This window comes from Spirillospora sp. NPDC000708, from assembly GCF_040299565.1.
In the GTDB taxonomy this organism is placed as follows: Bacteria; Actinomycetota; Actinomycetes; order Streptosporangiales; family Streptosporangiaceae; genus Spirillospora.
Map to the genome: position 1 here is coordinate 223,996 of NZ_JBEPCJ010000001.1, position 25,068 is coordinate 249,063.

General features: G+C 74.6%; 28 protein-coding genes and 1 pseudogene. 17 read left to right on the forward strand and 12 right to left on the reverse strand.

From position 1 onward, the window contains the following. Positions 1 to 77 precede the first annotated feature (77 nt). From ABT299_RS01150 to ABT299_RS01165, 4 genes and pseudogenes are all read left to right on the forward strand, one after another. A pseudogene (locus ABT299_RS01150) lies at positions 78 to 1,295 on the forward strand (threonine synthase). Next, positions 1,292 to 2,230, forward strand: coding sequence for a DMT family transporter (locus ABT299_RS01155; RefSeq protein ID WP_500249351.1), 939 nt, complete (start codon positions 1,292 to 1,294; stop codon positions 2,228 to 2,230). The pseudogene ABT299_RS01150 and the gene ABT299_RS01155 overlap by 4 nt, the downstream one beginning before the upstream one ends. 120 nt (positions 2,231 to 2,350) lie before the next feature. Continuing rightward, the gene (locus tag ABT299_RS01160) at positions 2,351 to 3,493 is read left to right on the forward strand and encodes an FAD-dependent oxidoreductase (RefSeq protein WP_500249352.1); all 1,143 of its coding nucleotides are present in this window, start codon (positions 2,351 to 2,353) and stop codon (positions 3,491 to 3,493) included. Positions 3,494 to 3,521: 28 nt separating this feature from the next. Further along, positions 3,522 to 4,469 (forward strand): TIGR03564 family F420-dependent LLM class oxidoreductase, encoded by a 948-nt coding sequence (locus ABT299_RS01165; protein WP_190851639.1) that lies wholly within the window; start codon positions 3,522 to 3,524, stop codon positions 4,467 to 4,469. Between the two features lie 34 nt (positions 4,470 to 4,503). Here the strand turns inward: ABT299_RS01165 and ABT299_RS01170 are convergent, their stop codons facing one another. After that, the gene (locus ABT299_RS01170) at positions 4,504 to 5,901 is read right to left on the reverse strand and encodes an FAD/NAD(P)-binding protein (protein WP_500249353.1); all 1,398 of its coding nucleotides are present in this window, start codon (positions 5,899 to 5,901) and stop codon (positions 4,504 to 4,506) included. Between the two features lie 124 nt (positions 5,902 to 6,025). Between ABT299_RS01170 and ABT299_RS01175 the strand changes: the two genes are divergently transcribed. The 8 genes from ABT299_RS01175 (at position 6,026) to ABT299_RS01210 (ending at position 12,452) form a co-directional block, all read left to right on the forward strand. Continuing rightward, positions 6,026 to 7,111, forward strand: a complete 1,086-nt coding sequence (locus tag ABT299_RS01175; protein ID WP_500249354.1) for a maleylacetate reductase — start codon at positions 6,026 to 6,028, stop codon at positions 7,109 to 7,111. Beyond that, positions 7,108 to 8,031, forward strand: a complete 924-nt coding sequence (locus ABT299_RS01180; RefSeq protein ID WP_500249355.1) for a dioxygenase family protein — start codon at positions 7,108 to 7,110, stop codon at positions 8,029 to 8,031. Before ABT299_RS01175 ends, ABT299_RS01180 begins: the two co-directional genes overlap by 4 nt. 181 nt (positions 8,032 to 8,212) lie before the next feature. After that, on the forward strand, positions 8,213 to 9,151 hold the full coding sequence (pfkB, locus tag ABT299_RS01185) for a 1-phosphofructokinase (protein WP_190851633.1): 939 nt from the start codon (positions 8,213 to 8,215) through the stop codon (positions 9,149 to 9,151). A 37-nt stretch (positions 9,152 to 9,188) separates the two neighbouring features. Then, positions 9,189 to 10,382 (forward strand): mannitol-specific PTS transporter subunit IIC, encoded by a 1,194-nt coding sequence (mtlA, locus tag ABT299_RS01190; protein ID WP_500249356.1) that lies wholly within the window; start codon positions 9,189 to 9,191, stop codon positions 10,380 to 10,382. 4 nt (positions 10,383 to 10,386) lie between these two features. Next, complete coding sequence (locus ABT299_RS01195; protein ID WP_190851629.1) at positions 10,387 to 10,686, forward strand: PTS lactose transporter subunit IIB; 300 nt, start codon at positions 10,387 to 10,389, stop codon at positions 10,684 to 10,686. Continuing rightward, positions 10,679 to 11,125: a PTS mannitol transporter subunit IIA gene (locus ABT299_RS01200; RefSeq protein WP_500249357.1), complete on the forward strand. Its 447-nt coding sequence runs from the start codon at positions 10,679 to 10,681 to the stop codon at positions 11,123 to 11,125. Before ABT299_RS01195 ends, ABT299_RS01200 begins: the two co-directional genes overlap by 8 nt. Continuing rightward, positions 11,122 to 12,156 (forward strand): zinc-dependent dehydrogenase, encoded by a 1,035-nt coding sequence (locus ABT299_RS01205; protein ID WP_500249358.1) that lies wholly within the window; start codon positions 11,122 to 11,124, stop codon positions 12,154 to 12,156. Before ABT299_RS01200 ends, ABT299_RS01205 begins: the two co-directional genes overlap by 4 nt. Before the next feature lie 11 nt (positions 12,157 to 12,167). Beyond that, the gene (locus ABT299_RS01210; protein WP_190851623.1) at positions 12,168 to 12,452 is read left to right on the forward strand and encodes an HPr family phosphocarrier protein; all 285 of its coding nucleotides are present in this window, start codon (positions 12,168 to 12,170) and stop codon (positions 12,450 to 12,452) included. Between the two features lie 48 nt (positions 12,453 to 12,500). Here the strand turns inward: ABT299_RS01210 and ABT299_RS01215 are convergent, their stop codons facing one another. Together ABT299_RS01215 and ABT299_RS01220 are read right to left on the reverse strand one after the other, a co-directional pair. Beyond that, entirely contained in the window at positions 12,501 to 13,262 is a 762-nt protein-coding gene (locus ABT299_RS01215; protein ID WP_387020010.1) for a DeoR/GlpR family DNA-binding transcription regulator, read from the reverse strand. Between the two features lie 89 nt (positions 13,263 to 13,351). Next, a complete protein-coding gene (locus ABT299_RS01220) occupies positions 13,352 to 13,927 on the reverse strand; it encodes a TetR/AcrR family transcriptional regulator (RefSeq protein ID WP_500249359.1) in 576 nt (191 codons plus the stop codon). Between the two features lie 121 nt (positions 13,928 to 14,048). Between ABT299_RS01220 and ABT299_RS01225 the strand changes: the two genes are divergently transcribed. Genes ABT299_RS01225 through ABT299_RS01240 form a run of 4 tightly spaced genes read left to right on the forward strand, consistent with a single transcriptional unit; the run spans position 14,049 to position 16,354 of the window. Continuing rightward, on the forward strand, positions 14,049 to 14,213 hold the full coding sequence (locus tag ABT299_RS01225) for a hypothetical protein (RefSeq protein WP_387020005.1): 165 nt from the start codon (positions 14,049 to 14,051) through the stop codon (positions 14,211 to 14,213). After that, positions 14,213 to 15,139, forward strand: a complete 927-nt coding sequence (locus tag ABT299_RS01230; RefSeq protein ID WP_500249360.1) for an ABC transporter ATP-binding protein — start codon at positions 14,213 to 14,215, stop codon at positions 15,137 to 15,139. Before ABT299_RS01225 ends, ABT299_RS01230 begins: the two co-directional genes overlap by 1 nt. A gap of 10 nt (positions 15,140 to 15,149) precedes the next feature. Beyond that, a complete protein-coding gene (locus tag ABT299_RS01235) occupies positions 15,150 to 15,947 on the forward strand; it encodes an ABC transporter permease subunit (RefSeq protein ID WP_500249361.1) in 798 nt (265 codons plus the stop codon). Positions 15,948 to 15,964: 17 nt separating this feature from the next. Next, positions 15,965 to 16,354 carry a DUF2218 domain-containing protein gene (locus tag ABT299_RS01240; RefSeq protein ID WP_500249362.1) on the forward strand — a complete coding sequence of 130 codons (390 nt, stop codon included), beginning with the start codon at positions 15,965 to 15,967 and terminating at the stop codon, positions 16,352 to 16,354. 44 nt (positions 16,355 to 16,398) lie between these two features. On the opposite strand, the gene ABT299_RS01245 is transcribed toward ABT299_RS01240, so the two are convergent. The 5 genes from ABT299_RS01245 to ABT299_RS01265 all read right to left on the reverse strand — a co-directional run bounded on the left by ABT299_RS01245 (position 16,399) and on the right by ABT299_RS01265 (position 20,911). Next, on the reverse strand, positions 16,399 to 17,181 hold the full coding sequence (locus tag ABT299_RS01245; RefSeq protein ID WP_500249363.1) for a sigma-70 family RNA polymerase sigma factor: 783 nt from the start codon (positions 17,179 to 17,181) through the stop codon (positions 16,399 to 16,401). Between the two features lie 240 nt (positions 17,182 to 17,421). Then, positions 17,422 to 17,997, reverse strand: coding sequence for an Rv1733c family protein (locus tag ABT299_RS01250; RefSeq protein WP_500249364.1), 576 nt, complete (start codon positions 17,995 to 17,997; stop codon positions 17,422 to 17,424). A gap of 46 nt (positions 17,998 to 18,043) precedes the next feature. Further along, positions 18,044 to 18,451 carry an STAS domain-containing protein gene (locus ABT299_RS01255; RefSeq protein ID WP_190851593.1) on the reverse strand — a complete coding sequence of 136 codons (408 nt, stop codon included), beginning with the start codon at positions 18,449 to 18,451 and terminating at the stop codon, positions 18,044 to 18,046. A gap of 28 nt (positions 18,452 to 18,479) precedes the next feature. After that, positions 18,480 to 20,210: an L-aspartate oxidase gene (locus ABT299_RS01260; protein ID WP_500249365.1), complete on the reverse strand. Its 1,731-nt coding sequence runs from the start codon at positions 20,208 to 20,210 to the stop codon at positions 18,480 to 18,482. Positions 20,211 to 20,536: 326 nt separating this feature from the next. Then, a complete protein-coding gene (locus ABT299_RS01265) occupies positions 20,537 to 20,911 on the reverse strand; it encodes a winged helix-turn-helix transcriptional regulator (protein WP_500249366.1) in 375 nt (124 codons plus the stop codon). 78 nt (positions 20,912 to 20,989) lie between these two features. Between ABT299_RS01265 and ABT299_RS01270 the strand changes: the two genes are divergently transcribed. Then, entirely contained in the window at positions 20,990 to 21,568 is a 579-nt protein-coding gene (locus ABT299_RS01270; RefSeq protein ID WP_500249367.1) for a carboxymuconolactone decarboxylase family protein, read from the forward strand. 52 nt (positions 21,569 to 21,620) lie between these two features. On the opposite strand, the gene ABT299_RS01275 is transcribed toward ABT299_RS01270, so the two are convergent. The 4 genes from ABT299_RS01275 to ABT299_RS01290 form a co-directional block, all read right to left on the reverse strand. Next, positions 21,621 to 22,160, reverse strand: a complete 540-nt coding sequence (locus ABT299_RS01275) for an LOG family protein (RefSeq protein ID WP_387019976.1) — start codon at positions 22,158 to 22,160, stop codon at positions 21,621 to 21,623. A 63-nt stretch (positions 22,161 to 22,223) separates the two neighbouring features. Then, entirely contained in the window at positions 22,224 to 23,447 is a 1,224-nt protein-coding gene (locus ABT299_RS01280; RefSeq protein ID WP_500249368.1) for a cytochrome P450, read from the reverse strand. A 50-nt stretch (positions 23,448 to 23,497) separates the two neighbouring features. Beyond that, entirely contained in the window at positions 23,498 to 24,262 is a 765-nt protein-coding gene (locus ABT299_RS01285; RefSeq protein WP_500249369.1) for a muconolactone Delta-isomerase family protein, read from the reverse strand. 31 nt (positions 24,263 to 24,293) lie between these two features. Then, positions 24,294 to 25,052 carry an SDR family oxidoreductase gene (locus ABT299_RS01290; RefSeq protein ID WP_190851571.1) on the reverse strand — a complete coding sequence of 253 codons (759 nt, stop codon included), beginning with the start codon at positions 25,050 to 25,052 and terminating at the stop codon, positions 24,294 to 24,296. Positions 25,053 to 25,068 lie beyond the last annotated feature (16 nt).

A 25,068-nucleotide genomic window follows, 5' to 3' on the forward strand; every position in this document is an offset into this window, starting at 1 on the left:
ACGGCACGGAAGCGGCGACCACGAATTTCCTACTAGATTAGTGAGAATAGGCATCGGGGCGCCGGGAGGAGCGGAGCATGGCGTTCAGCCATCTTTCCCATCTGGAGTGCGGTTGGTGCGGGACCGAGCGCGACGCCGGCGTCCTGCGGAACCTGTGCCCCGAATGCGGGAGGCCGCTGCTCGCCCGCTACGACCTGCCCGCGGTCCGCGCGGCGGTGCGCCCGGAGGACGTCGCGGGACGACCGCCCGACCTGTGGCGCTACCACGAGCTGCTGCCCGTCGGGAGCCCGGAGGCGGTGGTGAGCCTGGGCGAGGGGATGACGCCGCTGCTGCCGGTCCCCCGGTACGGCGAGCGCATCGGGCTGCCCGGGCTGCTGATGAAGGACGAGGGGCTGCTCCCGTCCGGCTCGTTCAAGGCGCGCGGGGCGGCCGTCGGGGTGTCGCGGGCGGCGGAGCTCGGCGTCGAGCGCCTCGCGATGCCCACCAACGGCAACGCCGGCGCCGCGTGGGCCCTCTACGGCGCCCGCGCCGGCCTGACCGCCACGATCGTGATGCCGGTCGACGCCCCGGAGATCACCCGGCGCGAGTGCGCGGCGGCCGGCGCCGACCTGCACCTGGTCGACGGCCTGATCAGCGACGCCGGTCGGGTCGTCGGCGAGCTGGTCGCGGCGTCCGGGGGCCGGATCTTCGACGCCTCGACGCTCTAGGAGCCCTACCGCATCGAGGGCAAGAAGACGATGGGCGTGGAGATCGTCGAGCAGCTCGGCTGGACGCCGCCCGACGCGATCCTCTATCCGACGGGCGGCGGCGTGGGGCTGATCGGGATCCACAAGGCCCTGACCGAGCTGCGCGAGCTGGGCTGGATCTCCGGCCCGCTCCCGCGCCTGGTGGCCGTGCAGGCGGAGGGCTGCGCCCCGGTCGTCGAGGCGTTCGAGCGGGGCGAGCGGACGACCCGGCCCTGGGAGAAGGCGAGCACGGTGGCGTTCGGTATCAACGTCCCCAAGCCCCTGGGCGACTTCCTCATCCTCGACGCGCTGGCGGAGACGTCCGGCACGGCGGTCGCCGTGACCGACGACGAGCTGCTGGCCGAGCTGAGGGAGGTCACCGCGCTGGAGGGGGCGTTCGTCTGCCCCGAGGGCGCCGCCGCGTTCGCCGCCGCCCGGAAGCTGCGGGCGTCAGGTTGGCTGGGCGAGGACGAGCGCGTCGTCGTCCTCAACACCGGCGCCGGACTGAAATACCCCGGGACCGTGCCCGTCGCGGCGCCGGTCCTTCCGGCCGACGGCCGCCTCGCGTGAGCGCCGGGCCGGCGGCCGCGCCGTTCGAATGCCGCGAGCCCGCCGGGGCGGCGCGCGGGCGGGCCGCGGGGCGGCTCGCGGCGGCCGCCCTGCCGGTCGTGTTCGTGCCGATCTGGAGCAGCGGCTATCTCGCCGGGACGCTCGGGGCGCGCAGCGGGGCGTCGCTCGCCCTGGTCGCCTGGCGGTTCCTCGTCGCGTTCACCGTCCTCGGAGCGGTCTCCCTCGCCACCCGGGCGCCGTGGCCGAGGGAGCGGCGCACGTACGCGCACCTGCTCGTGACGGGCGTGCTGCTCCAGACGGTGCAGCTCGGCGGCGTGTTCTTCGGGCTGGCGCACGGCGTGCCGGCGGGGCTGTCGTCGCTGATCCTGAGCGCCTGCCCGCTGATCGTCGCGGCGGTCGCGGTCCCGATGTTCTCCGAACGGCTGACGGGCCGGCAGTGGGCCGGTCTCGCGCTGGGACTGGCGGGCGTCGCCGTCTGCGTCAGCGGGAACCTGTCGGGCGGAGCGCGGACCGCCGGGTACGCCTACACGGGCCTGGCGCTGGCCGGCCTCGCCGCCGGGACGCTCTACCAGAAGCGGTTCGGAGGCTCGGTGGACCTGCGGACGGGGACCACCGTGCAGCTCCTCGGCGCGACCCTCACCACGTTCCCGCTGGCGATGGCGCACGGCGGCCTGCGCATCCCGCTGACCGGGCAGGCGCTCGGATCATTGGCGTGGCTGGCGGTCGTCAACTCGATCGGCGCGCTCGTCCTGCTGTTCGTCCTGCTGCGGCGCGGCACGGGCGGCGCGGCGACCAGCCTGCTGTACCTGGTGCCGCCGGTGACGGCCGTGCTCGCGGTGCCGATCCTCGGGCAGGGCATCACCGCGAGCGTGATCGCCGGTATGGCGGTCTCGGGCGCGGGCGTCCTGCTGGTGCTGGCCCGGGCGCCCCGGTAGGCCGCCGGCGCCGGGCGGTCGCGCGGCCGGTGCCGGGTTCTGGGATCGTGTCCTTGACCGGTCCGGCGGCTCGCCGGTCCCCCGGCCGACCGGCGCGCTCGCCGCGAAGGAGGAAGCCCGATGAGCACCTGCATCGTCGTCGGAGCCGGCCTCGCCGGCGCCGCGGCCGCCTGGCAGCTGGCCCGGCGCGGTCACGAGGTGACCGTGCTTGAACGCTCCACGCCGGCGAACGGCGCGGGCAGCTCGCACGGGTCCGCGCGCATCCTCCGGTACGCCTACCCCGACCCGTTCTACGCCCGGCTCGTCGTCGACGCGCGGCTCGAATGGGACGTGCTGGAGCGCCTCGCCGGGGAGCGCCTCGTCACCCCGACGGGGTCGGTGGACTTCGGCGCCGACCGTGACCCGGCGGCGCTGGCGGCCGTGTTCGAGGAGGTCGGCGTCGACCACGAGCTGCTCACCGGCGCCGAGGCGGCCGCGCGCTGGCCGCAGTTCGACTTCGGCGACAGCGGCGCGGACGTGCTGTGGCACCCGGACGCCGGGGTGATCGACGCGGAGTCCGCCGTCGCGGCCATGCTGCGGCTGGCGCGGGCCGACGGCGCCCGCGTCGAGACGGGGTGGCCGGTGGCCTCGGTCGAGCGCGCTGGCGCCGGCCTGCGGGTGGTCGGAGCGGACGGGCGCGCCGAGGAGGCCGAGAAGGTCGTCGTCACCGCCGGCGGATGGCTCCCCGACCTGCTCGGCGACCTGGCTCTGCCCGAGTCCTTCCTGGCGGCGTTCCCGCCGCTGCGGGTGATGCAGGAGAACGCCTACCACTTCCCCTACCGCGCCGGCTCGGACGGACCGTGGCCGACGTTCATCCACGGGATCCCGTCCATGCTGGTCTACGGGCTGCCGGGCGGGCGCGACGCCGCCCTCCCCGGCGGCCGGACCGGGCTGAAGGTCGCCGAGTACAACGGCGGCCGGCCGATCCGCAGCGCGGCGGCGCAGAGCGGGGAGATCGACCCCGCCAACCGCGCGCGGGTCGCGGCGTACGTCCGCCGGACCCTGCCCGGCCTCGTCCCCGAGCCGTACGCCGAGACGACCTGCCTCTTCACCAACACCCCCACCGAGGACTTCGTGATCGACGGCGTGGACGGGATCACCGTCGCCTCGCCCTGCTCGGGGCACGGCGCCAAGTTCGCGCCGCTGCTCGGCCGGATCATCGCCGACGCGGTGTCCGGTGAGCGCGCCGCACCGGCGAGATTTCTAGTTTCCCGACGGGAATAGTGGGTCTTCGAGGCGGGTTGCCGCCGACATGACGATCGGAGTAGCGCTTCATCCAGGCCCGTCCGGCAACGCGGTCGACGAGGCGGTGGCGGCGGCGAAAGAGGCCGAGGCGGCGGGGCTGGGCTCGGTCTGGCTCGGGCAGCGGTTCGACTACGACGCGGTGGGGCTCGCGGGCCTGGTCGGCCGGGAGGCGCCCGGCCTGGCCGTGGGGACGTCGGCCGTGCCGATCTTCGCGAGGCACCCGATCCTGGTCGCGAGCCAGGCGCAGACCTCGCAGGCCGCGACGCGCGGCCGGTTCCACCTGGGCCTCGCACTCGGGGCCAAGGCGTTCGTCGAGCCCGTGTTCGGCGTGCCCTACGACCGGCCCGTCGCGCGGCTGGCCGAGTTCCTCACCGTGCTGCGCTCCCTGACCGAGACCGGCACCGCGGACTTCCGCGGCGAGACGCTGACCGCCGCGCCGCCGATGCCCGCCGCCGTGCCGGGCGCGGAGCCGGCGGTTCCGCTGCTGGTCGCCGCGATGGGCCCGCAGGCGCTGCGCGTCACCGGCGAGCTCGGCGACGGCACGCTCCCGTTCCTGGCCGGTCCGCGGACGCTGGGCGAGCACATCGTCCCGGCCATCACCGCGGCCGCCGCGCGCGCCGGTCGCCCCGCTCCCCGCGTCGTCGCCCTCGTCCCCGGAGTGGTGACCGGCGACGTCGACGCCGCGCGGACGGCCGCCGCCCAGCAGTTCGCCTTCTACGACCGCGTCCCCTCCTACCAGCGGGTCGTCGCTCTGGAAGGCGCATCGAAGGCGGCGGACCTGCTCGTCGCGGGCGACGAGGAGACCATCGCCGCCGCGGTCCGGCGCTACTTCGACGCCGGCGCGACCGAGGTCGTCCTCACCCAGACCGGCATCACGGGCCCGGCGGACCAGGCCAGGACGTGGCGCGTCCTCGGCGACCTGGCGCGCGGCGCGGCTCCCGCCACGGCCGGCTGACGCGAGGACGTCTCCGGGAAGCCGGCGGCGCCGCTCAGGGGACCCGTTCGACCTGCCTGCGGGGCGAGCGGCCGAGGGCGGCGAGGCGGCCGGCGAGGACGGCGGCCTGGGCCCGGATCTCGGGGATGGCCGTGGTCTCGTAGCGGACGCCGCGCAGGGGCGGCCCCAGGGTGAACAGGTCGCCGTGGGGCCGCCCCGCCGCGTCGCGGACGGCGCCGTCGGGGTCCGCGTCCAGCCCGAGGCCGAGCGGTCCGGGACGGGCGACCCCCGCGGTGACGAGGCTCGACAGGAACGGGTCGGTCGCCGGGCCGCCCGCCGGGCCGGTGCCGTTGATCAGCCAGCCGACCTCCAGCTCCGAGGCCCCGCCCTCGGTCGCGACGCGCACGGTGAGCCCGTGGCCGGCGCCCGCCCGGACGTCCTCGACGCGGCCGCGGTGGACGCGGAGGCGGCCCTCGGCGCGCAGCGCCTCGATCCGGGCGGCGGAGGCCGGCGGGATCCGGTGGCGGTGCACCTCCCAGTGCCGGGCGACCAGGCCGAGGAAGCGCCGCCGGTCGGCGTCCGACAGCCGCCCCCACAGGGCGGGGACGTGCGGCCGGACGGCGTCGACGAAGCCGTGCCACTCCCCGCCGTTGCCGCGGACGGCGAGCCTGGCCCAGCGCAGCAGCTCCCGCAGCGTCATCGGTTCGGCGGGCAGGACGAGTCCGGCTTCCGGCGGGCGCGGCGGCGGATGGTGCGCGCGGGGCAGCAGCCCGTGCCGGGACACGGCGTGGACGACGCGGCCCGGACGCCTCCCGCTCAGGCTGATCGCCAGATCGACCATGGTCAGCCCGGTGCCGACGATGAGGACGGGCGCGTCGTCGTCGATGGCGTCCAGCGCTCCGCGCCGCCACGGGTCGGCGATGTACCGGGGGGCGGGCGGCGCCCAGGGCAGGCGGCCCGGCGCCTGGTTGCCGACGGCCAGCACGACGGCGTCGGCCGCGCGGGACGTGCCGTCGGCGAGGCGGAGCGTCCACCCCTTGGCGGCGGGGCCGGCATCGAGGGAGAGCACGGTGCCGGTCAGCTCGGTCAGGTGGCCGGGCCGTGCCCGGGCCGAGGTGTCGAGGAGGTCGCGCAGATAGCGGCCGTACAGCGGGCGCGGGAGGAAGTCCTCTCCGGACGCCTCGATCCCCTGGGCGCGCGTCCAGTCCAGGAGGTGGCCGGGGTCGCCCTCGACGCCGCTCATGTTCGCCGCGCGGGCGTTCAGCAGGTGGTTCGGGTCGTCGGTGGAGTACGCCTGGCCGCGCCCGTGCAGGCCCCGCCCGTCGATGAGGAGGAGCCGCGGCACCGGGCCGGTGCGGCGCAGGAGATGCGCGGCCATCAGTGTCGCGCTCGCACCGCCGCCGACCACGGCGATCAGTGGCTCGGCTGCGCTGTCAGCGACATGGTCGGCCATGCCTCCGAGAGTAGCCGATATTTCCTACAAGAATTATGCAATTTTCTTCGCGGCGAGCCCGCGGGGCCGACGGCCGGATCTTTGGGTACGACGGTGACGACGCCTAGCGGAGACGATCGCCCCTATGACGATGACGCCCGAATCCGACGAGCGGCTGCGCTTCGAGCACCGCACCCTGCCCCAGCGGGTCCGGTTCGCCCCGGGCGACGCCGCCGCCGCGCTCGCCGAGGAGATCGCCGCGCTCGGAGCGTCCCGCGTGATGGCGATCGCCGCCAAGGGCGGGGCGGAGACCGCCCGGCGGGTCGCGGGCGGCCTGCCGGTCGCGCACTGGCACCACGAGACCGCCATGCACGTGCCGCTGCCGGTCGCCGAACGCGCCCGCGCGGCGGCCCGCGAGCACCGCGCCGACGCGCTCGTCTGCGTCGGCGGCGGGTCCACCACCGGGCTGGCCAAGGCGGTCGCGCTCACCACCGGGCTGCCGATCGTCGCGGTCCCGACGACCTACGCCGGCTCCGAGGCCACCGACGTCTGGGGCCTCACCGAGAACGGCCGCAAGACCACCGGCACCGACGACCGGGTCCTGCCCCGCGCGGTCGTCTACGACGCCTCGCTCACGCTCACCCTCCCGGCCGACCTCAGCGCCGCGTCCGGGCTCAACGCGCTGGCGCACTGCGTGGACGCGATGTGGGGCCCGCGCGCCGACCCGATCGACCGGGCGCTGGCCGGCGAGGGCATCCGGGCGCTGCGGATCGGCCTGCCCCGGGTGGTGGCCGACCCCGCCGGGCTGCCGGGCCGCGAGCACGCCTTGTACGGCTCCTATCTCGCCGCGGTGGCGTTCGCGTCGGCGGGGTCCGGGCTGCACCACAAGGTCTGCCACGTGCTGGGCGGGATGTTCGACCTGCCGCACGCGCAGACCCACGCGGTCGTCCTGCCGCACGTGCTCGCCTTCAACGCGCCCGCCGCCCCGGACGCGGAAGCCCGGATCGCCGCCGCCTTCGGCGCCGACGGCGCGATCGCCGGGCTGGACCGGCTGCGCGCCCGGCTGCGCGCCCCGACCGCCCTGCGCGACCTGGGCATGCCCGAGGACGGGATCGCGGCCGCCGTCCCGGCCGTCCTCGCCGCCGTCCCCGCGAACAACCCGCGCCCCGTCACCGCCGACGACCTCGCCGCCCTGCTGCGGGCGGCATGGGAAGGGACCGAGCCCCGATGACCCAGGACCGCACGACGCCCGACGAGACCGCCGCCGCCGAGCAGGCCGCCGCCGAGCAGGAGCGGCGCGAGGAGGAACTCCTCGAACGGGTGCTGCGCTCGTTCGACGGCTGCGCCGACCCCCGGCTCAGGGAGCTGATGCGCGCGCTCGTACGGCACCTGCACGCCTTCCTGCGCGAGGTCCGGCTCACCGAGGACGAATGGTGGAGGGCCATCGGGTTCCTCACCCGGACCGGCCACGTCACCGACGACCGGCGGCAGGAGTTCGTCCTGCTCTCCGACACCCTCGGCGCCTCGATGCAGACGATCACGATCAACAACCGGGCCCACCGCGACGCCACCGAGGCGACCGTGTTCGGGCCGTTCTTCGTCGACGGCGCTCCCCGGATCGAGCTCGGCGGCGACATCGGCGGCGGCGCCTCCGGCGAGCCCTGCTGGGTCGAGGGGACGGTGCGCGACACCGGCGGCGCCCCCGTCCCCGGCGCCCGCGTGGACGTGTGGGAGGCCGACGCCGACGGCCGCTACGACGTCCAGTACGACGACGGCCGCACCGCCGGACGGGCCCACCTGTTCACCGGACCGGACGGGGACTACCGGTTCTGGGCCGTCACGCCCACGCCCTACCCCATCCCGGACGACGGGCCGGTGGGCGCGATGCTCGCCGCCGTCGGCCGCTCCCCCATGCGCGCCTCGCACCTGCACTTCAAGGTGTCCGCCCCCGGCCACCGCACCCTGGTCACCCACATCTTCGTGCGCGGCGACGCGCTGCTGGACGCCGACACCGTCTTCGGCGTCAGGGAATCGCTGGTCAAGGACTTCGAGCGGCTGCCGGCCGGCACGCCCACCCCCGACGGCCGCGCCGTCGGCGGCACCTGGTCGAGGACCAGGTTCGACATCGTCCTGGCGCCCGTCGGCGCCTGACCGGCGAGCCGCCGCCCTCTCTTCGGAACCCGCCGGCCCCGGACGGCGCCGGGCCGATCGCTCACATCCCGGCCCCGCCGTCTCTTGACGTTCCCACACATGTAGGCGTAAACAAATGGAAACAGACGTGAAACGGCGGTGAACCCACAGTGAGCTGCGAACCGCGCCGAGGCGGCACACGATGATCGTCACGCTGACGCTGAACCCCAGCCTCGACCGCACGATCGACGTCGACCGGCTCGTCAAGGGCACGATGACCCGGGCGAGGTCGGCGCGCATCGACCCCGGCGGCAAGGGTGTGAACGTGTCCCGCGCGCTGCTGGCCAACCGGGTGCCGACGGTCGCGGTGGTCACCTCCGGCGGCGCGGACGGCGAGCAGCTCGTCCGGCTGCTGGAGGGCGACGGCATCGCCGTCCACGCCGTGCCGGTGGCCGGGCGGACCCGCTCGAACGTGACGATCGTGGAGCCCGACGGCGTCGTCACCAAGCTCAACGAGCCCGGCGAGCCGCTGTCGCGCGACGAGCTGGACGCGGTCGCCGACGTCGTGCTCGACGAGGCCGAGGGCGCGAGCTGGGCGGTGACCTGCGGCAGCCTCCCGCCGGGAGTGCCCGCCGACATCTACGCCCGGCTGTGCGAGTTCTTCACCTCCGCCGGGGTGCGGGTCGCCGTCGACGCCAGCGGCCCGGCGCTGCTCGCCGCCGTCGGCGCGGGACCGCACCTGGTCAAGCCGAACCGGGACGAGCTGTCCGAGGCCGTCGGGCGGCCGGTCGCCAGCGTCGGCGACGCGGTCGAGGCGGCCAGGGAACTGCGCGAGCGCGGTGCGGGGACCGTGCTCGCCAGCCTGGGCGCCGACGGCGCCGTCCTCGTCGACGAGGACGGCGTCACGATCGGGACGGCGCCCGTCGCCGAGACGCGGAGCACGGTGGGCGCGGGCGACGCGCTGCTCGCCGGGTTCCTCGCGGCGGGCGCGCGGGGCGCCCCGGCGCTGGCCGAAGGGCTGGCCTGGGGAGCCGCCGCGGTGCGCCTGCCCGCCAGCCGGATGCCGCGCCCGGACGACATCCGGCGCGACATCGTCCGCATCGACGCCCGGCCGGACCTCGGCCGTTCGCTCATCGCCTGATCCTCACGCAGACCCCCCGAACCCTGAGGAGGCCGAGATGGCCGCTGCGTACACACCAGCCGTCAGCGGAAGCGGGCTGAAAGCCGGAGTCCAGCGCCTGGGCGGCCATCTGGCCGGGATGGTGATGCCCAACATCGGCGCGTTCATCGCGTGGGGGCTGGTCACCGCGCTGTTCATCCCGACCGGATGGCTCCCGAACAAGCACTTCGGAGAGCTGGTCGACCCGACCATCACCTACCTGCTGCCGATCCTCATCGGCTACACCGGCGGCCGGATGGTGCACGGCCAGCGCGGGGCGGTCGTCGGCGCGGTCGCCACCATGGGCGTCGTGGTGGGATCCAAGATCCCCATGTTCCTCGGCGCGATGATCGTCGGGCCGCTCGCCGCCTACCTGCTCAAGAAGGTGGACGCCTACATCCAGGAGCGGACCCGGACCGGGTTCGAGATGCTGGTCGACAACTTCACCGCCGGGATCGTCGGCGGCGCCGTGGCCGTGTTCGGCGTCTGGGGCGTCGGCCCGATCGTCCGGCAGGTGACCAAGGGCGCGGGCAACGGCGTCGAGTGGCTGATCCACCACCACCTGCTGCCGCTGGCGTCGGTGCTGATCGAACCGGCGAAGGTGCTGTTCCTCAACAACGCGGTGAACCACGGCGTGCTCGCCCCGCTGGGCTTCGCGGAGGCGGCGAAGAACGGCAGGTCGATCCTGTTCATGCTGGAGTCGAACCCGGGGCCGGGGCTGGGCGTGCTGCTGGCCTACCTGATGTTCGGCCCGCGGTCGCTGCGGCCGAGCGTGCCGGCCGCGATCATCATCCACTTCCTCGGCGGCATCCACGAGATCTACTTCCCCTACATCCTGATGAAGCCCCGGCTCATCCTCGCGACCATGGCCGGCGGCGCGGCCGGCATCGCCACCTTCATGGCCACGGACGCGGGCCTGGTCGCCACGCCGTCGCCCGGCAGCATCTTCGCCTACGTCGCCGAGACCCCCAAGCACGGCTGGATCGGCGTCTACCTGGGCGTCCTCGTCGCCGCGGCCGTCTCGTTCGCGGTCGGCGCGGCGCTGCTCGGGTTCGGGAGGTTCGCCGAGAAGAAGCCGGACGAGGACGGGACGGAGGCGTCCGGTGCCACCGCACCGGCCGCCGGCGCGGCGGATCCGGCCACCGGCGCGGACGAACCCGCCGCCGACGTCCCGCCCGCGAAGACCGCCAGCCCCTCACCCCAGGAGGCGTGACCAGATGAACGGCAAGGACATCCGCAAGATCGTCGTGGCGTGCGACGCCGGCATGGGCAGCAGCGTGATGCTCGCGAGCAGCCTCCGCAAGGAGCTGCGGAAGGCGGGCGTCGCGGTCGAGCACACCCCGGTGAACTCCATCCCCGGCGACGCCGACGTCGTCGTCTGCCACGAGGGCCTCGGCGCCCGCGCGCGGGCCGGCGCGCCGGACAAGCCGCTCGTCACCTTCCAGGTGTTCCTCGGCGACCCGGCGGTGGCGCGCCTGGTGGCGGCCATCAAGGACGGCGGCGAGATCGGTGCCTGACCTGCTGGCCCGCTCCGCCGTCCGGCTCGACGCGGCCGCGGCCGGCCGGGACGACGCCGTCCGGCAGTGCGGGCGGGCGCTCGTCTCGGCCGGCGCGGCCGAGCCCGGCTACATCGACGCGATGCTCGCCCGCGAGCGGACGGTCTCGACGTACGTGGGCGAGGGCGTGGCGATCCCGCACGGCACCCTCGCCGGCAAGGAGCTGGTGCACCACGACGCGCTGTGCGTCCTGCGCTTCCCCGGCGGGGTGGACTGGAACGGCGAACGGGTCGCCCTGTGCGTCGGCATCGCCGCCCGGGGCGACGGCCACGTGCGGATCCTGTCCGAGCTCGCGCAGATCCTGCTGGACCCCGGCCGCGCGCGGAGGCTGCGCGAGGCCGCGGACCCCGACGAAGTGATCCGGCTGCTGCGGCCGGACGGAGAGGAGATCGCCCAGTGAAGGTCGCCCGCTTCCACGCCCCCGGGGACATCCGCGTCGAGGACGCCGCCGAGCCCGTCCCCGGCCCCGGCGACGTCGCGATCAGGGTGCGGAACTGCTCCACCTGCGGCACCGACGTCAAGATCTCGAGGTTCGGCCACCACCACATCCGGCCGCCCCGCGTCATGGGGCACGAGATCGCCGGCGAGGTCGTCGCGACCGGCGGGGACGTGACCGGCTGGGCGCCGGGCGACCGGGTGCAGGTGATCGCCGCCATCCCGTGCGGGCGGTGCGAGGAGTGCCGGCGCGGGCACCTGACCGTGTGCCCGAACCAGGAGTCGATGGGGTACCACTACGACGGCGGCTTCGCCGAGTACACCGTCGTGCCCGCCAAGGTGCTCGCCGTCGGCGGCCTCAACCGGATCCCGGACGGGGTCGGGTTCGCCGAGGCGTCCGTGGCCGAGCCGCTCGCCTGCGTGCTCAACGGCCAGGAGCTCGCGCGGGTCGGGGACGGCGACGACGTCGTGGTGATCGGCGCCGGCCCGATCGGCTGCCTGCACGTCCGGCTGGCGCGCTCGCGCGGCGCGGCGCGCGTGTTCCTCGCCGACATCAACGCCGAGCGCCTGGAGATGTCGGCCGAGCGGGTGCGCCCCGACGCCGCGCTCACCGGCACCGACCTGGTCGACCAGGTGCTGAAGCTGACCGACGGGCGCGGCGCCGACGTCGTCGTGACCGCCGCGGCCTCCGGCGCGGCCCAGGAGCAGGCGCTCGGGATGGCCGCCCGGCAGGGCCGGATCAGCTTCTTCGGCGGGCTGCCGAAGGACGACCCGGTCATCGCCTGCGACTCCAACCTGGTGCACTACCGGGAGCTGACCATCGTGGGCGCCAACGGGTCCAGCCCCGCGCACAACGCCCGCGCCCTGCGGCTGATCGCGAGCGGCGCGGTGCCGGTCGCCGATCTGATCACCCATCGGCTGCCGCTCGCGAGCGTCCTCGACGGCATCGAGACCGTCGCGCGCGGCGCCGCGATCAAGGTCACCATCGAGCCCTGACAGGAGCCGACATGCCCCAGCGAACCGTGACGATCGCCTCCCGCACCGGCCTGCACGCCCGGCCCGCGAACCTGTTCGTGCAGGCCGCCGCCGCGCAGGACGTCCCGGTCCGGATCCGGGCCGGCGGCCGCTCCGCGCCCGCCGACAGCATCCTCGCCGTCCTCGCGCTCGGCGCGGGCCACGGCGCCGAGGTCACGCTGGAGGCCGACGACGGGCCCGGCGCCGACGCGGCGCTGGACGCGCTCGCCGCCCTCCTCGCCCGCGACCTCGACGCGGAGGAGCCGGCCGGCGCCTGAGCCGGAGCCGTTCCCGGCGCGGGGACGGCGCCCGGCGTCCGGGCGGGCTCAGACCCGGACGACCTCGGGGCCGGCCGCGGCCAGTTCCGCGGCCAGCCCCGGGTCCAGGCCGGTGTCGGTGATCAGCACGCTGATGTCGCTCAGGTCGGCGAACCGGGCGAGGTAGTCGTTGCCGATCTTGGTGTGGTCGGTGAGCACCACGCTGCGCCGGGACGCCCGGATCATCGCCGACTTGATCGCGGCCTCGGCGGGGTCGGGCGTCGTCAGCCCCGCCTCCACCGAGCAGCCGTTGGTGGCCATGAACGCCACGTCGACGCGCAGCCGGTCAAGCGGGCGCATCGCCCAGTCGTCGACCGTCGCCAGCGTCCGGCCCCGCACCCGGCCGCCGAGCATGATCACGCTGAGGTTCGACCGGGTGGCCAGCACCGTGGCCAGCGGCGGCGAGTTGACGATGACGGTCAGCTCCCGGTCGCTCGGCAGCACCTGGACGAGCCGCCCGGTCGTGCTGCCCGCGTCGATGACGACGGACCCGTCGGCGGGCAGCTCGGCGAGGGCGGCCTTGGCGATGCGCTCCTTCTCCGCGGTCATCACCGCGTCGCGGGCCGCGAGCGCCGGCTCGAAGCCGAGCCGCTCGACGGGGATCGCGCCGCCGTGCACGCGGCGCAGCGTCCCCGAGCGCTCCAGGGCCGTCAGGTCGCGGCGGATCGTCTCCATCGTGACGCCGAAGTCCTCGGCGAGGGTCATGACGTCCACCCGCCCGGCCTCGCGCGTGCGGCGGAGGATCTCCTGCTGCCGTTCCTCGGCGTACATGTCGGGTTACCACCGAATCCACGTTGTTTTCTCTGTGAATAGCCCCGGATTTGTGACCGCGTCAAGCCGAGGCGGCACCCGCGGGGCGTTCAGCGATCCGCTCGGAGGCCGCTCACGGTGGTGCGGACGAGGCGTTGGACCGCCGCCTCGTCGCGGAGGGCCCCGGCGGCGGCCAGGGCGTGCAGGCAGTAGCCGGCGAGTTCATCGGCGGGCACGTCCCGGCGGACGGCTCCGTCCGCCGCCGCGTCGGCGATCAGTTCCCGGACGAACGCGTGCAGCCGCCGGTGGGCGGCGGCGACGTGCTCGCCGCGATGCAGTTCGGCGGCCGGCTCGGTGTCGTGGTGCGCGCGATGGGACACCGCCGCCGCGTATCCCGCGAGCACGGCCTCCAGCCGCGGCGCGGCCCCTTCGGTGCGGTCCCGGATCTCGTTCAGCCGCTCCAGATGGGCGTCGATCTGGCGCTCATGCCACGCGCGCAGGATCGCGTCGACGTCCGCGAAGTACTTGTAGAGCGTGGCGCGCCCGATGCCGGAGTCCTTGGCGATCTGCGACATCGTCACGCCGGCCGGCCCGCGCGCGGCGACGAGCGCGGCGGCGGCGTCGAGGACGGCCTCGCGCACCGCGTCGCGGTGCGCCGCGACCGTCTCGCTCCAGAGCTTCGGCATGCCGCGATCATACAGCGCGTCCCTACAGAGACATCTGTCTTGACATAGACACTATGTATCGCAAAAACTGGGGCCGGCCGCGCCGCGACCGACGCGGCGCGCCGTCGACAGGGAGCCGCTCATGTCCGATCTGCCTTCGCACCCCGACACCGACCAGCAGGGCGAGCCCGCGATCGGCGGTGGTTCGCGGCGCGGCAGGCTCGTCGCAATCGCCGCCGCCGTCACCGTGGTCGTCCTGGTCGTCGTCCTGCACCTGACCGGCGTGATCAGCATGGGCGGGCACTGATGATCGAGGCCCGCGGGCTGGTCAAGCGCTACGGGAGCGTCACGGCGGTGGACGGCCTGTCGTTCACCGCCCCGCCCGGCTCCGTGACCGGGTTCCTCGGTCCGAACGGGTCGGGCAAGTCCACGACGATGCGGATGGTCCTCGGCCTCGACGCGCCCACCGCGGGGACCGTCACGGTCAACGGCCGCCCCTACACCGGGTACCGGCGCCCGCTCCGGGAGGTCGGGGCCCTCCTGGACGCCGGAGCCGTGGCCGGTGGGCGGTCGGCCCGCGACCACCTGATGTGGCTCGCGCTGAGCAACGGCATCCCGCGCACGCGCGTGGACGAGGTGCTCGAACAGGTCGGCCTCGCGTCGGCGGCCCGGCGGCGCGCCGGCGGGTTCTCGCTCGGCATGGCGCAGCGGCTCGGCATCGCCGCCGCGCTGCTGGGCGACCCGCCGGTCCTGATGTTCGACGAGCCCGTGAACGGCCTCGACCCCGGCGGCGTCGCCTGGGTGCGGACGCTGCTGCGGTCGCTGGCCGGGGAGGGCCGCACCGTGTTCCTGTCCAGCCACCTGATGAGCGAGACGGCGCTGACCGCCGACCGGCTCGTCATCATCGGCCGGGGCCGGCTCCTCGCCGAGACCACCGTCGCCGACCTGCTCGCCGAGGGCGGCGGCGACCGCGTCCGGGTGCGCGCCACCGACCCGGACGAGCTCGCGAGGCTGCTCGCCGGGCGCGGAGCCGCCGTCGCCCGCGACCCCGACGGCGCGCTCCGCGTCACCGGCGCCACCGCCGAGGAGATCGGCGACCTCGCCCGCGGCGGCGGCCTCGGCCTGCTGGAGCTGTCACCGCAGGCGGTGTCGCTGGAGGAGCGCTACATGGAGCTGACCCGCGACGCCGGCGACCACACCTCCGCTCCCCTCCCCGAACCGGCCGCGAGCTGAAGGGCCCGCCGTGACGACCATCACCGCCCCGCCTCGGGGCGACCTCCTCGACGCGGTGCGCGCGGAGTGGTGCAAGCTGCGCACCGTCCGCTCGACGCCGTGGGTCCTGCTGACCGCGTTCGCGTCCAACGTCGGGTTCGCCGTGCTCGCCGCGGCCGTCCTCGCGCCCCGGCTGGGCGCCCATGAGCGCACCCGCGTCGACGCCGTCCAGCTGGCCCTGGCCGGGCTGCACCTGTCGCAGATCGCGTTCGGGGTGCTCGGCGCCCTGGTCATCACCGGCGAGCACGGCAGCGGCATGATCCGCACGACGTTCGCCGCCGTCCCGCGCCGCCGCACCGTCCTCACCGCGAAGGCACTCGTGCTCGCGGGCGTCACGCTGATCGCGTCCACCGCGTCCACGTTCGCCGCCTACCTGGCCTTCCAGGCGGCGCTGCCCGCGCACACACTGACCGGGACGGCGCTGTCGGATCCCGGTGTCGCCCGCGCCGTGGCCGGCGGCGGCCTCTACCTCACCGCGCTCGCCCTGCTCGGTCTCGGCCTCGGCGCCGCCCTGCGGTCCTCCGCCGGTGCCGTCGCGTCCCTGTTCGGCCTGCTGTTCGTCCCGCCGCTGCTGCTCGACCTGCTCCCGCGGTCCTGGAAGGACGCGGTCGGCCCCTACATCCCGATGCAATCGGGCGATCAGATCTACATCGCCTCCCACCGCGAGGCCGTGGCCCTCGGCCCCTGGACCGGGTTCGGCGTCTTCTGCGCCTACGCGGCCGTCGCCCTCGCGGCCGGTTGCGTCCTCACCCGCCGCCGCGACGCCTGAGCCGGAAGGACACCGTCATGTACGCATCGAAGGCCGACGTTCCGACCGACCGCGCGGCCCGGTACCTCACTCAACTCTGCAAGCACAGCGACCACGTGAACGGCCTCGCCGATGGCCACGCGGACCGGAGCGGCCACGGCGGCAACGGAGCAGCGGTCCACCTCCAGCACGTCGAATGGTCCGATACCGAGGGCGTCATTCGGTTCGCCGAAGGACGCTGCGCGCTGCACGCCACGAACACGCGTCTCCTTCTGGACGCGGAGGCCGACAGCCCCGAGCGGCTCCAGCGGATCCAGGCCGCCATCACCGCCCGCCTCGAACGCATCGGCCAGCGCGACCGGCTGACCGTCGTCTGGAGCCCGGTCGAGCCCGGATCAGCGCCCCGCGCCGGCGGTGCCTCCCCCTGAGGGACCCGCCGAGGTGGCGCCGCGGTCGCGGGCCTGGCGTTCCGTCAGGTCCGGGCGTCGGCGGGCACGAGGCGCTGGGCGCTCCCCCGGCGCCCGGCCGGGGCGGGGACGGTGCACTTGGCGAGCCGGTGGCTCCGCACGGCCTCCTCGACGGGCGGTGCCTCCCGCCGCGCCGCGGGCGAATCGCCGGAGGAGCTCACGACATCGGCGGCCAGGAGCTCTTCCAGAGCCCGCACGTTCCCCTCCTGGGCGGCCTCCCGGAAGGCCGACAGCAGGCGCCGGTGCTCACCGGCTCCGATCGACCCGCGCCGCGGCGCGGCCAGCTGCCGGCGGGCGCGGCTCACCAGCTGGCGGACGTTGGCCGGGCTGAGCCGGATGAGCTCGGCGATCCGCGCGTAGGGATAGTCGAAGGCCTCGCGGAGGATGTAGGCGGCCCGCTGGGCGGGCGTCAGCGTCTCGAGCAGGAGCAGCAGGGCCCGCTCGACGGCCTCGGCCCGCTCGGCGCCGGCGGCGGGGTCGGCGCCGGGGTCGACGGGCTCGGGCGTCCGGGGCCCGATGCCGGTCTCGTGGCGGACGCGGGCGGACCGCGCGGCGTTGATGGACAGCCGCGTCGTGATCAGCGCCAGGAACGCCCCGGGGTTGGCGATGACCGCGTGCTCGGCGTCCTGCCAGCGCAGCCAGGTCTCCTGCACGATGTCCTCGGCCTCCGCCGAGCCGCCGAGCATCCGGTAGGCGATGCCGAAGAGGCGCGAACGCGCGTCGCCGAAGACGGCGGCGGCCTGGTCGAGGGAGGTCGGCCGGTCTCGTTCGTCAAGCTGGATGTTCATGGGAACCTTCGATGAGAAGTTGCCTTCACGACATGGCGGCCGCGAGATTCGCCGTGGCCCCTCCGTCCGTTCGGCGGGCGGGAACGCCGCGCCGACCTCCCTCACTGTCGTCGGGGGCGCGCCCGGGTCGCATCAGTGAGGGACCCTGGCCGGGGTCCCTAGGGAGGCCCGGGCCTCCCTAGGGACCCGATGGGACGGCCGCCGCTCCACGGGGGGCGGCCGGCATCCGGACCGGCGGATTCAGCGGGAGCGGCCGGCGTCCAGGCGCTCCCACTCGGCGTCCCAGAGCCGGTCGCGCCGCCGGTCGGCGCGGCGGCGGACCACCAGGTAGGCCACCAGGACCGGTACACCGGCCGTGGTCGCGGCGCCGAGGCCGGCGCCGACGGCCTCACCGACCGTCCGCGCGTGCCGGCGCGGCTCCACGTCCGACACCCCGGCGGCGCCGGCCCACAGCTTGAGGTGCTCGCCCGCGACGGCCCGGTACCAGGTGTCGTACGAGCCGGTCCGCACCCGCCCGCCCGGTTCCCGCCACGTCACGGTGACCCGGTGGCCGGACGCCAGGTCGTCCACTTTCAGCACCGTGGCGTCGACCCGGTGCCGCGTCACGGCCTCGTACCGCTCCGCGCGGACCCCCGCGTCGTACGCGTTCCGGGCGATCTGCCAGCACACGGGCAGGCCGGCGCCCACGAACAGCAGCAGGAGGAGCAGGCCGGCCGGCCGCTGCCGCCGGTCCACGTCGCGGCGCCGTTCGTTGCCGTCGAAGCCGATGCGCCGCCGCAGCCGGCCGAGGCCCGCCCGTGCTCCGGTCGGTCTCATGACCTCCTCCTCAGCGTCCGCCACCACGTCGTTCGGCGGGACGGGCTCAGCTCGCCGAGTGACGGGGCGACGCCACGCGCGGTGCCGGGGACCGCCGCTCGACCCTGGCCAGCATCAGCAGGCTGGAGATCTGGCTCCACCCGACCAGGTCCATCAGCTTGGCCAGGTGCGGGGCGACCGAGCGCAGCACGAGCCGCCGGTCCTGGAGCCCGAGTTCGCAGGCCGTCGCGGCCAGCGCCCGGAGCCCGCCGACGTCGATGAAGTCCAGCCGCTCCACGTCCACCCACACGTCGCCGGAGCTGTGCGCGACCACCCTGGCCAGCGCGTCGCCGAACGCGGGGAGCGTGCTCACGTCGATCTCCCCGTCGACGACCAGGTGCGGCGGCTCGAAGGTGCCGTCCAGGCGCAGCAGCGCGCTGCTCACCCGCACGCCCTCGACGGTCCGTTCGGTCATGTCGTCTCCTCGTGCGCCGCGCGGACCGTCATTCCACGAGCTTGCCGTCGGACGAGACGTGCCGCATGAGCGCGGCGATCTCAGCGGGGATCGGCGGGATCTCCTCGCGCTCGACCTTGCCGGGACCCGACCAGACCAGGTTGACCCGCAGGGACTCGTCGAGTTCCGGGTAGTCGGAGCGGTTGTGGCAGCCGCGGGTCTCGCGCCGTTCGAGGGCCGCGTCGAGGGTGGCCCGGGCGGCCAGGACGGTGGACTTCAGGTCGAAGGCGTGCGCGAGGTCCTGGTAGCCGGCGTTGTCGGGGTGGACGCCGAGGGCGCCGATCCGCGCCTCGACGGCGTCCAGTCCGGCCAGCCCGGCGCGGAGGCCGCCCTCGTCGCGGACGACGCCGCAGTGCTCGGTCATGACGTCGCGGGCCGCGCGCTGCAGGACCCGGACGTTCTCCGGCCCGTCGCAGGCCAGCAGTTCCTCGACCTCCTGGCGGGCCGCGGCGAGCGCGTCCGCGTCCCGGCGCTGCGCCCCCAGGCCCGCGGAGTAGGCGGCGGCCTCCCGGCCCACGATCCGTCCGTAGACCAGCAGCTCGATGAGGGAGTTGCCGCCCAGCCGGTTCGCCCCGTGCAGGCCGCTGGCGGCCTCGCCGATCGCGTACAGCCCGTCGACGTCCGTGCCGTGGTCCTCGGGCCGCACCCACACGCCGCCCATGGAGTAGTGCGCGGTCGGGGCGATCTCGATCGGTTCCTCGGTGATGTCGAGCATCTGCAGGTCGAGGAGGGTCTGGTGGACGCGCGGCAGCCTCGTCATGATCGTCTCGCGGGGCAGGTGCGACACGTCCAGCCAGACCCCGCCGTTCGGGGTGCCGCGCCCCTGCTTGATCTCGGTGTAGGCGGCCAGCGCGACCCGGTCGCGGGTGGACAGCTCCATCCGGTCGGGGTCGTAGCGGGCCATGAACCGCTCGCCGAGCGCGTTCAGCAGCCGGCCGCCCTCCCCCCGCGCCGCCTCCGAGACGAGCGTCCCGGCCGCGTCCTCGGGCGACAGGAGCCCGGACGGGTGGAACTGCACCAGCTCCGGATCGCGGATCCGGGCGCCGGCGAGCACGGCCAAGCGGAACGAGTCGCCGGTGTTCTCGTCCCGGCGCGAGGAGGTCCGCCGCCAGATCCGGGTGTGCCCGCCGGTCGCCAGGATCACCGCGTCGGCGTGGACGACGTAGCGGGTCCCGTCGTTCAGGTCGAACCCGTAGGCGCCGTGGACCGCGTTGTCGCGCACCAGCAGCCGGGTGATGTAGAGGGTGTCCAGGATCGGCACGTTCAGTTCGGTCACCCGGCGTACCAGCGCGCGCTGGATCTCCAGGCCGGTGTAGTCGCCGCTGAACGCGGTGCGGCGCCAGGTATGGGCGCCGAAGAACCGCTGCGAGATCCGCCCGTCGGCCTCCCGCGCGAAGGGCATCCCGTAGCGGACCAGGTCGTCGATGCCGCGGGCCGCGCCTTCGGTCACGATCCGCACCGTGCGCGGATCGGCCAGCAGGTAGCTCTCCTGGAGGGTGTCGGCGGCGTGCTGCCGCCAGGAGTCCTGGGGGTCCATCGTCGCCAGGGCCGCGTTGACGCCTCCCGCCGCGAGCGCGGTGTGGGCGTCGGCCCTGGGGCGCTTGCCCACCGCGAGCACGCCCACCCCCCGCTCGGCGAGCTCGATCGCCGCCCGCAGCCCCGCTCCCCCGGTGCCGATCACCAGGACCGGCGCCGCCAGCCGCCGCTCACAACCGTCCATTAACGCGCTCCTTGCCAGAATGAGATGCGATTCGCGGGACCGGGAAAGAATGACGATTTCACGCCCGTTGCGGATCGAACACCACCACGGTCATGTCCGACTCCCTTGCTCGCGGAATCCCCTGAGAAATGGCCGCTGCCCCCTTTTTTCAGGAGCGTCGATCATCGCCCGGTCGACAGCTAAGACAGGCCGAAGCCGCAGCTTGTGACACTTCGGCCGGATCTCCGGGATCACAGCCGGAAAATGGGCGGGATGTGTCACATCCCGCCCCGGTGCGCTGTCTCAGTGGAAGCGGCGGCCGTCGCCCCCGACGAGGGGCGGCGGGGTCACTCGGCGGCCGGGGCCGTCCTCGCCGCCCACCGGTCGGCCCACGTCTCGAGCCGCATGAGCTCGGCGCAGAGGGTCCGGCCGTCCGGGGTCAGCGTGTAGCCCCGGTCCGCGCGCCGGACAATGGCGGCCTGGTCCAGCTCCGCCAGCCGCTGGGCGAGCACGCTGGAGGAGACGCCGTCGCACCGCTGCTGGAGCTCGCGGAAGGTGGCGGCCGGCTCCTGGGCGAGCTCCCAGATGATACGGAGCGTCCAGCGGCGGCCGAGGAGGTCGAACAGCGCCATGATCGGCCGCCCGGTCGCCGACCCCCGAACGGGCCGGCCCGGCAGCGGCGCGGACGGCGAGGCCGCCGGCCGGTCCGGCTCGTCCGCCATGTCCGCGCTCCCTTCGGGCGCCCGGATGCCCCGGGCCGCATGCTTCTTTTTCCGAAGCAGCGGTGTTAGCGTGGCCGCATGCCTCGATTTTCAAAGCACACGGTAGCGCCGCGCGTCGCCCCCGTCGAGCCGCCTTACGACGCGGAGACGGCCGCGGCGCTGGAGGCGCTGGGGCCGCCGATCGCCCTGTTCAGGGTCTTCGCCCGCCGGCCGGACCGGGCGCACGGCGTCCACGGATGGGGGCGGTACTACCTGTCCCGCCGGGCGGCCCTGAGCCTGCGGCACCGCGAACTGGTGATCGACCGGACCACGCGGCGGTGCGGAGCCGAGTACGAGTGGGGCGTCCACGTCGCGGTCTTCGCCGGCAAGGCCGGGCTCGACGCCGAGCAGATCCGCTCCATCGTCGCCGGCGGCCCGGACGACGATTGCTGGACCGACCCCGCCGACCGGGCCGTGCTCCGCGCGGTGGACGCCCTGTGCTCGGCGAACGACCTGTCCGACGACGAATGGCGGGAGCTGACCGGCGCGGTCGGTGAGGAGGGGGCGGTGGACCTGCTCCTGCTCTGCGGCTGGTACCACGCGATCTCCTTCGCCGCGCGCGTCCTGAGGCTCCGGCCCGAACCCGGCACCCCGGCTTTCGGCGACTACCGGTCGTGAAGGGCGTGCGCACGGCCGCCGGACGGAGGTCCCCCCTCCCCGGCCGCCCGGCTCAGCCTTCGCCCACCGTCTCCTCCAGATAGGCCATGGCCTTCGCGGGCTCCTCGGCGAAGAAGACCAGCTCGGACAGGGGACGCGGCAGGAACCCCTCGTCCTCCATGCGCTTGAACTGCTCCTTCAGCCCGTCGTAGAAGCCGGCGGTGTTCAGGAGCACCAGCGGCATCGCCGTCTGGCCGTGCTTCTTCAGCTCCAGGATCTCGGTGGCCTCGTCGAGGGTCCCGGTCCCGCCGACCATGATCACCACGGCGTCCGCCTTCTCCAGGAGCAGCCTCTTGCGCTCGCCCAGGTTCTCCGCGATCACCATGTCGTCCACGCCGGGCCGGACCTTGTCCGCCAGGAACCGCACCGAGACGCCCATGAGCCGGCCGCCCGACTCGTGCACGCCGTCGGCCACGACCCGCATGAGGCCCGTGTTGGAGCCGCCCCACACCAGGGTGTGCCCGGCCTTGCCGATGAGCTCGGCGAACTCGCGCGCAGGCCGGGTGTAGGTCGCGGACAGATCGGCCGCAGAGAGGAAAACACAGATCTTCATACGGTCACCGTACGCGCGGCGGCCCGGGCCTTCTCCGTACACGCGGCGGGGCGGCCGGCGCCCTCACCTGGGGCGGAGACGGACGGGCATATGCCGGACGCCGGAATGCTTGTTGCTCCGCGTGTATTCGATCGGGCCGGTCGGTTCCGCCGAGTCCGTCCGGTCGAGAAGGGTGTCGAACACGACGTGCATCTCCACGCGGGCCAGCGCGGCGCCCAGGCAGAAATGGCCGCCGCGGCCGAATGCCAGGTGGGGATTCGGGCTGCGCGCGATGTCGAAGCGGTACGCGTCGGGAAAGACCTCGCCGTCGCGGTTCGCCGACGCCCACCACAGGGTGACCTTGTCTCCCGCGCGGATCGGCTGTCCGCCCAGGGTGACGTTCCGGGTGGCGGTACGGCGGTTGTAGGGCGTCGGTGAGGACCACCTCAGCATCTCCTCGACCGCGCCCGGGAGCAGGCTCCTGTCGTCCCGGATCCGCTCCCACGCCTCCGGGTTCTCCATCAGGGCGTGCATGCCTGTGGCGATGGCGTTCCGCGTGGTCTCGCTGCCCGCCGCGATCAGCAGGTTGAAGAGCATCTGCTGTTCGAGATCCGACAGGGGCTGTCCGTCGATGCGGGCGTGCGCGGCGAGAGAGAGCAGGTCGTCTGCCGGCTCGGCCCGTTTGCGCTCCAGCAAGGCAGACCCGTAGGCGAACATCTCCGCCGCGGCCCGCTGGGTGCGCTCGGTGCTCTCCCCCAGGGCCCGGTCTTCGTGGTCGAGCGTGGCATCGGCCCACAGCAGCAACTGGTGCCGGTCCTCCTGCGGGACGCCGAGAAGCTGCGCCACGGCCTGCAACGGCAGTTCGGCCGCCACGTCCGTCAGGAAGTCGCACTCGCCCTTCGCCAGCGCGGCGTCCACGATCCGCTCGGCACGCCGCCGCAGGTCCGCCTCGATCGCCCGCAGCGCGCGCGGGGCCAGGCTCGGTGCCAGCAGGCGCCGGAACCGCTGGTGCCGGGGGTCGTCCATCATGTTCAGCAGGACGCCTGCGGCGAACCCGCCGGGAAGGTCCTCGATGAGCGTGCCCCCGCCCTCGCGTCCCGGCCCGCCCTCCGAGGAGAACGTCCCGCCGTCGGACGCGGCGGCCACGATGTCGGCGTAGCGGCTGATCACCCAGAAGCCCTCGCCACCGGGGGTGTTCGCGGTCGCGGGGTGGAACCAGACCGGCGCGTCGCGCCGGAGCGCGTCGAAGACCTCGTACGGGAACCCGTGCGCGAACCGATCCAGGTCGGTCAGATCAAGGCCGTCCATCGTCCAAGGCTGGCACCGCCACCGGGCGGAAACAACCGCTTGGTTGTCCGCTATCCGACGAGGTGGGTCTCGTAGACGACCGCGTCCGGGAGCCGCCCTCCCACGGTGACGAAGACGCCCTTGTTCAGCCAGTCCAGGTCGGGGGCGGCCGTCTCGATCGAGGTGGAGGCGCGGAAGACGTACTCGCTCGGGTCGACGTCCTCCCCGCGGCCCAGCCGGGCGAGGACCTCCGCGCTGCCGTGGCGCACCGAACGCGACCGGACGGAGAGCAGGTCGCCGCGGTCGGTCCGCAGGGTGTAGCGGATGTCGCCCAGCGCGGTGCCGTCCGGCAGGACGGTCTGCCAGTCGGCGCCGGCCCCGGGCACGAGGACGCCCCGCAGGCCGGGACCGGTGAAGGTGCCGCCGGTCAGAGGCACGATGCGGCGGCGTCCCGCGGCGACCTCCCCCAGGTCCAGCGGCGGGGCGAGGGCTGCCTCCAGCCGGTACACCAGCGTCAGCCGGGGATCGGGCAGGCGGCCGCCGCCGGCCGCGGCCGGGTCGTTGGGGTGGGCGCCGAGCGGCGTGACGGTGACGCGCATCCAGTCGTACAGCGGCAGGCCGCGGAGCAGGGCGTCGAGCCGGGGACGGTCGTCGGCGCGGTACAACCCGAGGATCAGGCGTTCACCCGATTCGCTCTGCGTCGACCAGATCCTGGTGATGTGGCCCTGCGCCGCCAGGTCGGCCGCCGCGGCCGCCTCCGCGTCCTGCCGCCGATTCACCTCGTCCTCGGGCGTCCCGTCGGGGACGGTGACCCGGAACTCGACGAGGAACTCCATGACGATCTCCTCCCATCGGGGAACGCGCCGGTCACGCGCCCGAGGCGAACTGCTGGCCGCCGTCGACGTCGAAGGTCGCGCCGGTCACCGCGGTGTTGGCCATCAGGTGCACCGCGAGCGCCGCGACGTCGTCCGGCTGGACGACGCGCCCGATCGGCAGCGAGCCGCGCAGCTGCTCGCGCCGCTGCTCCAGCTGGTCACCCAGCAGCCGCGCCGACAGCGCCGTGTCCACGAAACCGGCCGCGATCAGGTTGGCCCGGACCGGCGCCAGCTCCAGCGCCAGCACGGCGACGAGCGCGGGCAGCGCCACCGTCAGCGGCGACGACACCACCAGCCCCAGGCCGGGACGCCGCGCACCGGTCCCGCCCATGAACACCAGCGACCCTCCGGCCGGCATCCGCCCCGCCGCCGCCCGCGCGATCCGGATCGGCAGCCACAGATGCTCCTCGACCTGCCGCTGCGCCTGCGCGAAGTCCACGTCGGCCAGGCGCGTGTAGTAGTTGCTCCCGGCCGTCACCATCACATGGTCGATCCGTCCCGGCACGCCTTCGAAGAACCGCTGGAGGCGTTCGGGGTCCGTCGCGTCGAACGCCTCGGTGCTCGCCGCGCCGACGTCCGCCGCCGCCTCCCGCAGCCGCCCGGGATCGCGCCCCACCAGCACGACATCGGCGCCCTCGGCGCGTGCCAGGCGAGCCGTCTCCCGCCCGATGCCCGAGCTTCCGCCGATCACCACGACCGTCCGCCCCTGCAACCGGGCGTCGCCCTCACGAGGAGCACCGGGTTCCGTCATACCGCTTTCCCCTGGT

What these genes read in the sequence shown, in the direction of transcription:
- ABT299_RS01160 (WP_500249352.1), top strand. Translation starts at nt 2,351, where the DNA reads ATGAGCACCTGCATCGTCGTCGGAGCCGGCCTCGCCGGCGCCGCGGCC.
- ABT299_RS01165 (WP_190851639.1), top strand. Translation starts at nt 3,522, where the DNA reads ATGACGATCGGAGTAGCGCTTCATCCAGGCCCGTCCGGCAACGCGGTC.
- ABT299_RS01170 (WP_500249353.1), bottom strand. Translation starts at nt 5,901, where the DNA reads ATGGCCGACCATGTCGCTGACAGCGCAGCCGAGCCACTGATCGCCGTG.
- ABT299_RS01175 (WP_500249354.1), top strand. Translation starts at nt 6,026, where the DNA reads ATGACGATGACGCCCGAATCCGACGAGCGGCTGCGCTTCGAGCACCGC.
- ABT299_RS01180 (WP_500249355.1), top strand. Translation starts at nt 7,108, where the DNA reads ATGACCCAGGACCGCACGACGCCCGACGAGACCGCCGCCGCCGAGCAG.
- pfkB (WP_190851633.1), top strand. Translation starts at nt 8,213, where the DNA reads ATGATCGTCACGCTGACGCTGAACCCCAGCCTCGACCGCACGATCGAC.
- mtlA (WP_500249356.1), top strand. Translation starts at nt 9,189, where the DNA reads ATGGCCGCTGCGTACACACCAGCCGTCAGCGGAAGCGGGCTGAAAGCC.
- ABT299_RS01195 (WP_190851629.1), top strand. Translation starts at nt 10,387, where the DNA reads ATGAACGGCAAGGACATCCGCAAGATCGTCGTGGCGTGCGACGCCGGC.
- ABT299_RS01210 (WP_190851623.1), top strand. Translation starts at nt 12,168, where the DNA reads ATGCCCCAGCGAACCGTGACGATCGCCTCCCGCACCGGCCTGCACGCC.
- ABT299_RS01215 (WP_387020010.1), bottom strand. Translation starts at nt 13,262, where the DNA reads ATGTACGCCGAGGAACGGCAGCAGGAGATCCTCCGCCGCACGCGCGAG.
- ABT299_RS01220 (WP_500249359.1), bottom strand. Translation starts at nt 13,927, where the DNA reads ATGCCGAAGCTCTGGAGCGAGACGGTCGCGGCGCACCGCGACGCGGTG.
- ABT299_RS01225 (WP_387020005.1), top strand. Translation starts at nt 14,049, where the DNA reads ATGTCCGATCTGCCTTCGCACCCCGACACCGACCAGCAGGGCGAGCCC.
- ABT299_RS01230 (WP_500249360.1), top strand. Translation starts at nt 14,213, where the DNA reads ATGATCGAGGCCCGCGGGCTGGTCAAGCGCTACGGGAGCGTCACGGCG.
- ABT299_RS01240 (WP_500249362.1), top strand. Translation starts at nt 15,965, where the DNA reads ATGTACGCATCGAAGGCCGACGTTCCGACCGACCGCGCGGCCCGGTAC.
- ABT299_RS01245 (WP_500249363.1), bottom strand. Translation starts at nt 17,181, where the DNA reads ATGAACATCCAGCTTGACGAACGAGACCGGCCGACCTCCCTCGACCAG.
- ABT299_RS01250 (WP_500249364.1), bottom strand. Translation starts at nt 17,997, where the DNA reads ATGAGACCGACCGGAGCACGGGCGGGCCTCGGCCGGCTGCGGCGGCGC.
- ABT299_RS01255 (WP_190851593.1), bottom strand. Translation starts at nt 18,451, where the DNA reads ATGACCGAACGGACCGTCGAGGGCGTGCGGGTGAGCAGCGCGCTGCTG.
- ABT299_RS01260 (WP_500249365.1), bottom strand. Translation starts at nt 20,210, where the DNA reads ATGGACGGTTGTGAGCGGCGGCTGGCGGCGCCGGTCCTGGTGATCGGC.
- ABT299_RS01265 (WP_500249366.1), bottom strand. Translation starts at nt 20,911, where the DNA reads ATGGCGGACGAGCCGGACCGGCCGGCGGCCTCGCCGTCCGCGCCGCTG.
- ABT299_RS01270 (WP_500249367.1), top strand. Translation starts at nt 20,990, where the DNA reads ATGCCTCGATTTTCAAAGCACACGGTAGCGCCGCGCGTCGCCCCCGTC.
- ABT299_RS01275 (WP_387019976.1), bottom strand. Translation starts at nt 22,160, where the DNA reads ATGAAGATCTGTGTTTTCCTCTCTGCGGCCGATCTGTCCGCGACCTAC.
- ABT299_RS01280 (WP_500249368.1), bottom strand. Translation starts at nt 23,447, where the DNA reads ATGGACGGCCTTGATCTGACCGACCTGGATCGGTTCGCGCACGGGTTC.
- ABT299_RS01285 (WP_500249369.1), bottom strand. Translation starts at nt 24,262, where the DNA reads ATGGAGTTCCTCGTCGAGTTCCGGGTCACCGTCCCCGACGGGACGCCC.
- ABT299_RS01290 (WP_190851571.1), bottom strand. Translation starts at nt 25,052, where the DNA reads ATGACGGAACCCGGTGCTCCTCGTGAGGGCGACGCCCGGTTGCAGGGG.